This is a genomic window from Paenibacillus sp. FSL F4-0087, assembly GCF_038020215.1.
GTDB classification, from domain to species: Bacteria; Bacillota; Bacilli; order Paenibacillales; family Paenibacillaceae; genus Paenibacillus; species Paenibacillus taichungensis.
Map to the genome: position 1 here is coordinate 3101252 of NZ_JBBODJ010000001.1, position 11725 is coordinate 3112976.

The following is an 11725-nucleotide window of genomic DNA, read 5'->3' on the forward strand; positions in this document are numbered from 1 at the left end:
CGAATGACCTGGTGAACATTCAGAAATATCCTGAAGCTGGATGAAGCCGATCTTGTATATAGGTGAAAACTTATACCAATTACCAATGATTATTGCCTGTCTGATCGGAACGAATTCGAGATGCAATCCATCGGGTGTTATCCGAGCTCAGCTGTTACCTGGCCCAACATCAACGCAAGTCGGTGAACGGTTTCTCCGGTGTAAGGAACAAGCAGCTCCGGCAGTTCACCTTGCATACTGGATACGGCCAGGCGCGTAATGGCACCAATGACCAGAACGGCCGTGAGCCGTGAATCCTGAGCGGGTAGTTCACCTCGCATAATCCCCTGATCGATTAGATCAATCAACGCATCAAGCGGCTGACGGTAATCCTCACTGCTTCCAGCTTCAATGAAAATCTCATGATTTTGTGAAATCAGCAGCAGTCCGTAGGGATCTTCATCATGCAGGTGGAGAACTTCGGTAATCAGTTGCCGGAAGCGTTCGAGCACCGGACCATCCTGGCGAACATACCCGTCAATTAATGCAGTATAGTCTGCGCAATATTGGGTGAAAGCCTCAAGGGCAACGGCATCTTTGTTTTTAAAATGTTTGTAGATCGCCGCATCCGTTACTCCGGCGGCGTCACCGATCTCTTTGACGGAAATGCCGTCAACGCCTTTGGTTGCAAACAAGCGCATCGCCGCTTGTAGGATGTCTTTCTTTTTGCTGTCTACATGAGGTTTGTTCTTCATGATTGTATAGTAAGTGATTACTAACTAAATTGCAACTGCCATTTCAGAATCTCTTATTTAACGCTAGGAAAAGTGCTTTCGCTCAAAGCTTGCAGGCTTATGAACGGCAACGTATGATGGATAGAAATAATAACGGATAGGCGGGCGCGGAGCGTGGGCAGAAGTAGGATGCAAAGGCAAACATGACTAGCACCAGCTCCAGGCCTGGGAACGAAATGGATGGTGAATGGCGTGAATGAAGACGTGCAGGCGCATCGCTGGGTGACTCCCGAAGGGACGTTAAATGAACAATATGTAACAAGCAGAGAAAGGCTCTACAAAGGCATGAATGGTAAATATGTGGAGCGTTTCACTGTTCGTACCGGGGAAAGTTATATTTTCAAACCGCTGACCAATCCTGCACAACATGGACGTGAACAATGGATGTCCCAGTATGTGCTGTCTGTATTGCCGCCTATTTATCCAGCGCTAATTGCTGCATCAGACCGTGAAATTAACGCGGAACAGAGCTGGATCATCTATGAGGATCTGGGCGAACTGGTGCATGATTCGCGGGAAGAGACGATGCTGGCTGCTGCTGTACATATGGCGGAGTGGCACTCCTTATCTGTTGCTGATTGGGCTGAGCTGCCCCGGGTGGGTCAGAAACCGCCAATCCGGGACATGCTGGATGATCTGCTTGGGCAGAAGGAATCCACTGCTGATTTGTTGTCCAAGCTGGAGGTCTCGCTGTCACCATCGGATTGGCACAACATCTCCTCGCTAATCCATACAGCAGAGGAGGAGTTACCTCGTGTCTTGTGTCACGGAGATCTTCATCCCGGCAACATGGCGGATGTGAATGGCAGGCTGGTGATTATCGATTGGGAGCATGCGCATCTGAATACGGCTCTCTGGGACGTATATCATCTGGTAGATCTATCGCATCCGCTGTTCCCGAGAACCGTTACGCCCGAGCTGCGGGAGCAGATTATCGATGTTTATCTGGACGGGCTGGAACGCCATAGCGTTCAGGTTGAACGGGTTTCTTTTAAAAGGTGGTACTGTGCATATGCCATTGTATTCTCGCTCTGGATGCTGCGTCTGATTGATGGGGATCTGAGAAGTGCAGACTGTGTATGGCCGGAGGAACAGCTGCGGAACCAGTGGCACGAGACGGCAATGACACTGAAACAGTGCATGAAGCAGTGTTGAAGGGAATAGAAATGAGGGGTGCAGAACATGCGTAAAGTAGGACTCGTAATGCGTAAAATTCAATTCACGGAGGCACAGGGCCCGCGCGTATTTGCGGATCGGTTGAAGCAGATCGGGCTGGAGCTGGGCGTGGAGATTGTGTTCATCTCGCCGGAGCGCCATGTCAGCGGGTATGACTGGTTGCCAGGTTATGAGCATGAGAAAGGCGACCTGGTGAACTATGATATCGTACTGGACCAGATATATAGCCAAAATATAGAGCATGTCATCTACACCGTATCCGGGTTTACGTTTTTGAAGATGTTTTTACCGAAGAGTGTGTTGTTCCCGCACAGCTTTCCCGACCCGGCGCTGACGGGGTATGAGATGATGAAGCCATTTTATACGATGGTGGATAAAGCGATTGTGCAGACAGAGTTCCTAAAAACAGAACTGGGACGCAATTTCGGTGTACATGACGTGAACGTTATCCCGATTGGCTTTAGCGAAGAGCTCGCAAACCGCCACTACGACCCAAGTCAGGTTGTGCATAATCGTGTGCTCTGGATCGGTCGGGATGAAGCGAATCGTCGCCCGGATCTGGTGCTGGAATACGCCCGGCAGAACCCGGACAAGGAAGTATACATGGTATTCGGCGGTCGCCGCTATGAGGAAAGCATGAAGAAATACAACATTCCGGACAACGTAAAATTGCAATTCGCGCTGACACAGGATGAGGTATTTACCCTAATGAACTCTTCCAAGGTGTATTGGAGCTGTTCGGCATTTGATACGTTTGCGATGCCGCTGACCGAAGCTATGGCGATGGGCAAAATGGTTGTGAAACCGGAGCATGCCTGCTATGGACACATCCGTTCCACGCATGCTTTTGCAGGAAATGAGGATAACTGGTTTGAATTGGTGAATATGGCTGCTGCCGCTCCGCGTAGTGTTTCCGAAGACAACCGTGAGTATGCTTTTGGTGCTTTTTCGCGCACGATCATGAAAGAAGGATACCGGGAGTTCTTTGCCAACTGGTTGAAATAATGAGAGGTCTGTAACGAAGGCTCTAACCATTCAGCAAGAAGGAGGAGAATCTTATGGAAGTACTCATCCTATGGACGCTTGGCATGTGGGCAGTGCAGCTGCTGATTGAATGGCTCATCTATCGGTTGCAGGGACGTCGAATGACCGGGGTTCAATATATACTGCCATGTGTGGCCTTGCTCGGCGGAGCCGTTGTGATCATGATTAGCATTGAGATTGGCGGGTGGAACGGTATCGGTTATGCCTTGCTTGGTGCATCGCTGGGTGCAGCGGGAATGTTGACACTAATTACGGTGGCGATTACGGATGGAGTGTTTCGGCGTCGGAGACGGAATTAATCGGAGGGTTAGCTGCTGTACAGTAAGAGTGAATTGGACGATCGGACGGTTGCAGGAATGCATTCGTCTGTGATATATTGACATTAATTATGACAAGGGAGGTGAAGACAGGTGAATCACGAGATGCTTAACAACCGTATTAGCCAGCTGCCGATTGCTATGGCTGGCATTGTTCATACTTTTCTGACCAACGGGAGAAGTCTGTCCAATTTTGAATATACGGAAGTTAACATTTGCGAGAAGATGCCTGCCTTGACCTCATTCGGACGATAAGCGATATTGCTTGAATTCTGAAGGGCCGCGGAGCTAACCTCCTGCGGCTCTTTTTGTGTTGCGGTCAGGATCTTCCAATCCATAGGAGGAACCTTATTATGATGATTATTAGTGCGCAACAACTGACTCAATACCACGGAGCACATCTGGTGCTGGACGGCATTACATTTGAAATTATGGAAGGCGACAAGGTCGCCCTGATTGGCCGCAACGGAAGCGGAAAAACGACATTGATGCGTCTGTTGGCACGACTGAGCCAGCCGGATGAAGGACAATTGATGATCAAGAAGGATACACGTATTGGTTACGTCGCTCAGGTGCCGGAAGGAATGGACGATTACACAGTGCTGGATGTGCTGAGTCTTGGATTCAGGGAGCTTATGGCGTGCCGGAGTCAAATGAAGGATATGGAGCAGCAGATGTCCGATCCGGAATGTGCATCCGATCCGAACCAATTGGAGCGACTGTTGAAGCGGTACGCGGCATTGCAGGACCAGTTCGAGCGCGAGGGTGGATATGAAATGGATGCCCGGATCGATCAGGTGGCGGACGGTCTGGATATTGCGAAGGAGCATTACGGATGGCGGTTTGGTTCGTTGTCTGGTGGTGAACAGACCCGGGTTGTGCTGGCTTCACAGCTAATTGTAAGGCCTGATCTGTTATTGCTGGATGAGCCGACCAACCATCTTGATCTGGAGCGGGTGGAATGGCTGGAAGGATTTTTGCGCGAGTACACAGGTACGATTATCCTGATCTCACATGATCGCTACTTTTTGGACCGTGTAGCATCCCGGACGTTAGAACTGGAGGATGGAGAAGCGCAGACGTCAGCTGGTGGCTATACGGAATATATGAAAGTGAAGGAACAACGACTGCTGCAGCAATTCGAGGAGTTCAAGGAGCAGCAGAAGGTGATCAAAAAAATGAAAGAAACGATCCGCCAACTGGAAGAATGGGGCCGAGTCGGGGGTAATGAAAAGTTCTTCCGGCGTGCAGCTTCGATGCGTAAAGCAATCGAACGGATGGAACAGGTGAAGCGCCCGGTACTGGAGCGGCGTAACGCCGACTTCGATGTACGCCCTACAGACCGTACGGGAAAACGAGTGGCCGTTATGGAACAGGTCGAAAAGGCTTATGGAGAACGTCCGATTCTGCGCGGTGTATCAGGATTGCTCGAATATGGCGACAAAATTGCCCTTATTGGACGCAATGGTTCAGGCAAAACGACGTTGTTCAAGCTGTTGCTGGGCGAGGAACAACCCAGTGCAGGCAACCTGGAGTGGGGGGCACGTGTAGATGTTGGCTATCTGGCCCAGCAGGAGGAGCCTTCCAATCCGAAGCTGAATGTGCTGGAGTACTTCCGTCAGGAAGCGGGCGTGGAAGAAGGAGAAGCACGCGGCATTTTGGCCCGATATCTATTCTATGGAGCAGATGTATTTCGCTCGGTAGGACAGTTATCTGGTGGGGAATGGACGCGGCTAAGGCTGGCTCTGCTGGTTCAGCGGAAGCCGAATGTGCTTTTGCTGGATGAACCGACCAACCATCTGGATATCGCTTCAAGGGAAGCGCTCGAAGAGTCGCTCGTTGATTTCGAAGGAACGGTGCTTGCCATCTCGCATGACCGTTACTTCGTCAATCGACTCGCTTCCCGCGTGTGGGAACTGGAGAATGGGCGGATGACCACTTATCTTGGAGACTATGAAGCCTATCGCGAGAAGAAGCTTGATCTGCAAGCCCGCGCAGCTGCGGCAAATCAGCATGTAGCAGTTGTAGCCACTCCATCACGTGGAAGTTCAAAACCGAAACTGGAGACGGAGTCGGGTAGAACGCCTGATACAACGTACACTTCTAAAAAGCTGTCCGCTGAACAATTGGAGCAGCGACTGGCTCACCTTGAAGGGCAAATCCAGGAGATGGATCGCCAGCTTGAATCTGTGCAGAACAATCCAAACGAGCTGGAGCAAATGTGGAACGAACGCGAGCGATTGTCTGGTGAATACAATGATATGTTGGCCCAGTGGGCAGAGCTGTGAGACAGGTCAGATTACGGAGCTTATCTTGAAATAGATCTTGAAATAGATAAAGGAGGAAAGAAGGCCGGAGAAAGATCTCTGGCCTTTTTGATTTTCAAAGTTAGCTTCATAATGCGATGATATCCGCAGTAAGTGGCTAGATATGCTGTGTATTGATCATGGGTACAAGATCTAGACGAATAGATTCATTTCGATCCATATCTTGCTGATTGAAAACTACCCTCGGGATTTATTTAAAATGCTTTTTTACATGTCATCGGGAATAGTGTAACTTTTTTCCTTCTCATGCGTTTAATACGTTTGTGTGTATGGAAACGGCTCCTCTTAGAGCTCACAGAAAGGCAGGTTATCGTTATTTATTATTCAATGACTTATCGGAACTGGTCGGATGACCGGCAGGTGGAGACAGGGGTACTGGAGCAGGTATCGGTTACTCGCGATGAGCTGTTCATGCGCAAGCTGGTCGATGCGACCCTGATGAAAAATAAGCTTTGGGCGCATCTATCCAATGAATGTGAGGATCGTCGGGAGCATGCGGTCTACGTGACCGAGTATGACAACCAAAAACCTGCCGAATACGGTACAGCGATTGCGGACGCTGCACTGGCAATGTGTAAAATGTCCTCCATGTACAGTGCGGAATATATGCTGTGGAATGGGAGTGCATTTCAGGAATTGGACTTGGCAGAATCCTCCTCGTACACGGTGGAGCTTGCCGAGCAACTGCTGGACCATTACATGGTCCGGGGCGGCATCACCTATGAATTTGTGTATTCCGTGCTGGATGCGGATCGCAAGAAAGTGTTGTTTTTGATGAAGGAGGTGGATCTGTAATGGCCGAAGATTCCAAACCCAAACCTGGATCACGTGCCAAGCTTGTTGCCTTCTCGCTAATGCTTGCGGTTCCAGCTGTATTATCCGGTTGTAGCAGCAATAGCGACGAATGTGACCCGGAATACGATACTGGATGTGAATATGACTCCAGTAGTGGGCACTATTACTACGGTGGCGGATCGTCCTATCGGAGCAACAAGGATAGCAGCTCCTACAGTAAATCCAGTTCAAAATCGAGCGGCTTTGGCAGCTTTTTCCGCAGTTCGGGAGGTTAGAACCTGATGAGGCATATATACCAACTGCCATTCAGTCATGAAGAAGTTTTCAGGGGCAAAGCAGGGCAGCAGGTTCCTTACCATCGCATGTATGGCAAGCAATATTGTGTGCCTGCGTTGACAGTCTTTTCCCCAGCGGAGATGCAGGAATTGCGTACGGCAGTTGATGCTGTAGACGGAATCTACTGCAAGGTGATGCGTTTTATTCAACAATACATGCCCGACTCTTTTCTGGAGCAGCAGTTGGGCATTCATCCCGGCCTGATTCAGGCGGCGCGTATGGAGATGGTGACAGGCGGCATCACTCGGCAGGACTGGATTATTGGGGAAGCTGGGCCTAAATGTATTGAAAATAATACGGATACCCCAACCGGCATACCTGAAGCAGCTGCATTGGAAGGTATTTTGGTGGGGATGGCTGAAAAAATATCGCTCCATGCTCCTTCCAAAGGAATGGATGAATGTATCCGGGAATGCTTTCGCCGCTGGCTGGATGCTTACGCCAAGCAGGGTTTGCTGGGCCCGGTGACCTTTACTTCATTTGGGGAGCATGTGGAGGATCGGACCAATACGGAGTATCTGATGAAGCTGTGCCAGGAGGCGGGGTATGAAACGTTCTACGCGCCACTGGAGGAGTTGGAGATTATTCCTGGGGAGGCGCTCTACCATCATGGACGCGAGATCAACCTTCTGTACCGGATCTATCCCCTGGAATATCTAATCGATGATCGAGATGAAACGACCGGCGTGGACATCGGCGCAGCACTGCTTGAATTGGTTCAGGATGGACGCCTGGGTCTGATGAATCCTGTACAGCATGTGCTGATGCAGAGCAAGGGCTTCATGGCTGCGATCTGGTCACTCTATGAACGCAATGAACAAACCCCGGAATATTGTGGATTTCGGCTGTTTAACGATGCAGAGTTAGCTTCCATTTCACGGTATCTGCTACCGACTTATTTCGAAGCTGGGCCTTTCGAATGGAGCGCAATACCTTATGTAGCCAAAAGCTATTGGGGCCGCGAGGGTCGAGGCACATCGCTGCTGGGTGAGGAATCGGATCATCATGGGGGCCAAACGGCTGCTTCTTATCAGCTGCACGCTCCTATGAACTCCAACACAACAGACGAACTGCAAGAAGATGAGGAGATCGCAGCCTATTATAATAATCAGCCTAAAATATATCAGCAGCTGGTACCGATGGAGCAGGCCGTAATTCAGACAGAGGATGGCGAATACAGCGGTTATTTGCTTACAGGGGTGTTTGTCATTGGTGGACATTTTGCTGGTGTGCTACCTCGGATCGGGGAGAAGGTAACCGGAGATATGGCCTATTATTGTGCGGCTGTGGTCAATGAGCGGATGGATGACGAGGAGGAGAAGGAATGGACAATTTGGGATTAAACCTGCTGAATGTAGCGGTAGGTATAGGCATTTTACTGGTTGTATTGGTATGTGGGTATTTCGCTTTTAGCCAATTGACCCGGTATAACGATAGCGAGGAAATCGCGAAAGGTAACGAGGCGGCAGGCATGTATATGGGCAGCAAATTGCTGGGCCTGTGTATCATTGTGGGCATGGTGTCCTTCTCCACGCATTCATGGCTGGATATGCTGCTCTGGTCGGCGCTTGGAATCATTATTTTGTGTCTGGTCTATATTATATTTGACTTCCTGATTCCCAAGATGCGGGTATGTGACGAAATCGCACGAGGCAATATGGCGGTAGCACAGCTGCTGCGTTCCATTATCATCGGCGTTTCCATCGTCATTGGTACGTTTTTGATGTAAAATAAACCCTAGTGTTTATTTGGAATGAATATCAATTCAATGAAGAAGGAGCGCGGCATCATGAGAAAAGTCATCATCGATACAGATACAGCAGGAGACGATACGATTGCCATCCTGACGGCACTGCACCATTTCCAGGTGGAGGGCATTACGATTACAGGCGGAAACGTACAGTTTGACCAGGAGGTTGAAAATGCCCTGTACACGGTTCAGGTTGCTGGACATGGCGGCAAGGTGCCTGTGTACAAAGGATGCGAACGCCCATTGATGGCCTATGGCAAGGCGCAGCACCGCACGGTGGAAGACGTACATGGCGATGACGGCATGGGCGGAGCCCATTTCCCGAAGGCAGACCAGCGTCCAGAGGCAGGGCATGCAGTTGATTTTATCATTGAAAAGGTACACGCACATCCGGGCGAAATCTCGCTTCTGGCCATTGCACCTCTAACTAATATTGCGATGGCAATCCAGAAGGACCCAACCATTATTCCGGAGATTGCTCACCTCTACATCATGGGTGGAACGAATAATGCATTGGGTAATATCACACCAGCCGCGGAGTATAACTTCTATGTAGATCCGGAAGCAGCCAAAATCGTATTGCATGCCGGCATTCCGACCACCATGGTTGGCTGGGAAATGTGTACGCAGTATTCTGTTATGGATGATGATGATCATGCAGAGATTGCAGCATTGGGTACATCTGGTGCTGATTTCTTCACAGCCATCAACAAAGTGGTTATGCAGTTCAATAAATCGGTACATAAACTGAATGGCACCACTCACCCGGATACGTTGCTGATGGCTGTTGCCGCAGATGAGTCGCTCATGACCAAATCCGGTCAGTATTATGTGGATGTAGAAGCAGCAGGAGAGTTAACACGCGGATATAGCGTTGTGGATATCAATGGACGTTTCGGCAAAGAGCCAAATGTACGTGTCTGCGAAGCCATTGACCGTCCGAAATTCAAATCCATGCTGCTGGATGTGCTCTCCGCTATTCAATAAAATGGTGGATTTCAACTCCAATAAAAGTATTTATCATCCGTGCCTAATCCAGGCACGGATTTTTTTTGCCCATTCCATTCCTATGAGTGTATGCCAAGCGCGTGCTCAACCCAGTTGGTGACAACGCTTCGGGTGTGTTAAAGTGAAGGAAATGTTACAGCGGAGACCCTTTAGTTTAACTTTTGAGCGTCCGGCAGGAGGAGTGGCACATGTTATTTTATTTTGTAGCACTGCTGGTTACCTTGGTTGATCAGGGAACCAAGATGGCGGTGAGGATGTATATGGAAGTTGGCGACACGATGAGGCTTGGCGACTCGGGAATGCAATTGCAGCATTATGAGAACAGTGGAATGGCAGGCAGCCTGTTTCAAGGGAATGCGCGTCTGTTCGGTGTGGTTGCCATTCTGTTCGTGGCGGGCATAATGTATTATCGAAGAAAAGGTGAGATTCGCGGTTTCTGGATGCAGGCAGGTGCCGGTTTCATGGTTGGTGGTGCTTTGGGTAATGCAATCGATCGGTTTATCTACGCACGCGTAACGGATTTTCTCGTATTTCCGTCGGGGCGTGGTATTCTCAATTTGGCGGATGTAGCAATAAATGTTGGTGTGGTTATGCTCGTTATCGGCATGTTAATCCGTGCATTTCAGAGTTACCGAGCCAAGCGTTTACGTAATGCTTTGCCGAAAATAGAGCGTTGATAGAGAGTTAACAACAGCTTTGATGTAAGCACGTAACTGAATACATGATGGACATTGGATATATTCCGATGTCCTTTTTTTGTTATATCGATGAGCGGACTCGCTCTCAGTGGGACTGATTCAATTTTACCGAAACCGTTTTAGGAATAATAGGACACATTATAGTCAACGCTCTAAGTATAAAACGGTGGAAGGATTAACCACGTGGTTACTTCACTAATTTAATGGGTAAATCTTTACGTATATAAGCTGAGGGAGGTACAACATGAGAACATCGCTTACCAAGGCACTCGGGTTAATACTGCTTTGTGGAATAACGGCTGTACTTCTGTCTTCTTGCACCAGTGGGAATAATGCCAACGGCAAAGTGCAGGTTGAATTTTTTCAGAACAAACCCGAAGCCAAAGGAACCTTTGACGAATTAATCAAAACATTCAATGCCGAACACTCCGATATTCAGGTCACTCAGGTGAATCCACCTGACGCGGAGACGGTGCTGAAGACACGTGTGGTGAAGAACGATGTGCCAGACATCATGGCAATGGGGGCAACCGATACCTATTCCATTCTTGCACAGAGTGATATTTTCGCCGATCTGACAGACAGTCCACTGTTAAAAACGATCGATCCCAACTACATAAAGATGCTGAAGGATGTCACGGGCATGGAAGAAGTGACAGGCGTTCCTTACGCAACAAATGCAAACGGCATCATGTACAACAAAACGTTGTTTAAGGAAATGGGTCTGGACGTACCCAAAACTTGGGACGAGCTGATTGCTACAGCCAAAAAAATTAAGGATGCGGGTAAAATTCCGTTTTACTTCACATACAAGGATGACTGGCAGACGAATCTGCCGTTCAATGCACTCGGACCTAACTTGGTTGGTATTGATTTCTACTTGGAGCGTCGCGAGAACAAGGTGACCTTCAAGGAGAAATACCGTGAGGTTGCGGAGAAGCAGTTGGAGCTGATGAATTATGGTCACGGTGACAACTTCGGTAAAGCGTATTCGGATGGTAACCGTGCTTTTGCTAATGGCGAAGCATATATGTACATCCAGGGTACCTGGGCGATCTCCGAGATTCGCAAAGCCAACCCGAATGTGGACATTGGTTTCTTCCCATTCCCGACAGGGAATGATCCGAGCCAGATTAAGCTGGTGAACGGAATCGACTCCCTGTTTACCATTGCAGCGGATACACCGAACAAGGAGCAGGCAGAGCAGTTCATCGCGTTTCTGCTGGAGCCTGAAAATATAGGCAAATACATTGAGGAACAGACGCTGTTCTCTGCGGTGGAAGGTGTAAAACAAGATGATCCTGCTGTACAGGAACTGACACCTTACATTGAGCAGGGCAAGGTTATCGATTTCGCCGATCACTATATTCCGGCTGCGGTGCAGCTGAATTCCATCGTACAGTCCTTTTTGCAGAACAAGAACATTGACAACTATCTGGATACACTCGACAAAGAATGGGACAAGGTAGCGAATCGGCGATAACGCCTTGTCCGAAGGAGG

Annotated in this window: 13 protein-coding genes; 12 read left to right on the forward strand and 1 reads right to left on the reverse strand. The window is 49.1% G+C overall.

What is annotated here, in order from left to right:
• Window positions 1–137: 137 nt before the first annotated feature.
• Window positions 138–734 (reverse strand): TetR/AcrR family transcriptional regulator, encoded by a 597-nt coding sequence (locus MHB84_RS14480; RefSeq protein ID WP_076287380.1) that lies wholly within the window; start codon window positions 732–734, stop codon window positions 138–140.
• A 222-nt stretch (window positions 735–956) separates the two neighbouring features.
• On the opposite strand from MHB84_RS14480, the gene MHB84_RS14485 reads away from it, so the two are divergent.
• From MHB84_RS14485 to MHB84_RS14540, 12 genes are all read left to right on the forward strand, one after another.
• On the forward strand, window positions 957–1928 hold the full coding sequence (locus MHB84_RS14485; RefSeq protein ID WP_341143049.1) for a phosphotransferase family protein: 972 nt from the start codon (window positions 957–959) through the stop codon (window positions 1926–1928).
• Between the two features lie 27 nt (window positions 1929–1955).
• Window positions 1956–2954, forward strand: coding sequence for a glycosyltransferase (locus tag MHB84_RS14490; protein ID WP_063567582.1), 999 nt, complete (start codon window positions 1956–1958; stop codon window positions 2952–2954).
• A gap of 53 nt (window positions 2955–3007) precedes the next feature.
• The gene (locus tag MHB84_RS14495; RefSeq protein WP_076287382.1) at window positions 3008–3292 is read left to right on the forward strand and encodes a hypothetical protein; all 285 of its coding nucleotides are present in this window, start codon (window positions 3008–3010) and stop codon (window positions 3290–3292) included.
• A gap of 111 nt (window positions 3293–3403) precedes the next feature.
• Window positions 3404–3565 (forward strand): hypothetical protein, encoded by a 162-nt coding sequence (locus tag MHB84_RS14500; protein ID WP_017691697.1) that lies wholly within the window; start codon window positions 3404–3406, stop codon window positions 3563–3565.
• Between the two features lie 98 nt (window positions 3566–3663).
• Window positions 3664–5598: a ribosomal protection-like ABC-F family protein gene (abc-f, locus tag MHB84_RS14505; RefSeq protein WP_076287383.1), complete on the forward strand. Its 1935-nt coding sequence runs from the start codon at window positions 3664–3666 to the stop codon at window positions 5596–5598.
• A gap of 366 nt (window positions 5599–5964) precedes the next feature.
• Window positions 5965–6432: a hypothetical protein gene (locus tag MHB84_RS14510; protein ID WP_083678732.1), complete on the forward strand. Its 468-nt coding sequence runs from the start codon at window positions 5965–5967 to the stop codon at window positions 6430–6432.
• The gene (locus MHB84_RS14515; RefSeq protein ID WP_076287384.1) at window positions 6432–6707 is read left to right on the forward strand and encodes a hypothetical protein; all 276 of its coding nucleotides are present in this window, start codon (window positions 6432–6434) and stop codon (window positions 6705–6707) included. The genes MHB84_RS14510 and MHB84_RS14515 overlap by 1 nt, the downstream gene beginning before the upstream one ends.
• Window positions 6708–6713: 6 nt before the next feature.
• Entirely contained in the window at window positions 6714–8111 is a 1398-nt protein-coding gene (locus tag MHB84_RS14520) for a glutathionylspermidine synthase family protein (protein WP_076287385.1), read from the forward strand.
• Complete coding sequence (locus MHB84_RS14525) at window positions 8093–8497, forward strand: DUF350 domain-containing protein (RefSeq protein WP_076287386.1); 405 nt, start codon at window positions 8093–8095, stop codon at window positions 8495–8497. Before MHB84_RS14520 ends, MHB84_RS14525 begins: the two co-directional genes overlap by 19 nt.
• A 60-nt stretch (window positions 8498–8557) precedes the next feature.
• Entirely contained in the window at window positions 8558–9505 is a 948-nt protein-coding gene (locus MHB84_RS14530; protein ID WP_063567588.1) for a nucleoside hydrolase, read from the forward strand.
• 209 nt (window positions 9506–9714) lie between these two features.
• Window positions 9715–10203: a signal peptidase II gene (gene lspA, locus MHB84_RS14535; protein WP_076287387.1), complete on the forward strand. Its 489-nt coding sequence runs from the start codon at window positions 9715–9717 to the stop codon at window positions 10201–10203.
• A gap of 265 nt (window positions 10204–10468) precedes the next feature.
• On the forward strand, window positions 10469–11707 hold the full coding sequence (locus MHB84_RS14540) for an ABC transporter substrate-binding protein (protein WP_076287388.1): 1239 nt from the start codon (window positions 10469–10471) through the stop codon (window positions 11705–11707).
• Window positions 11708–11725: the final 18 nt, after the last annotated feature.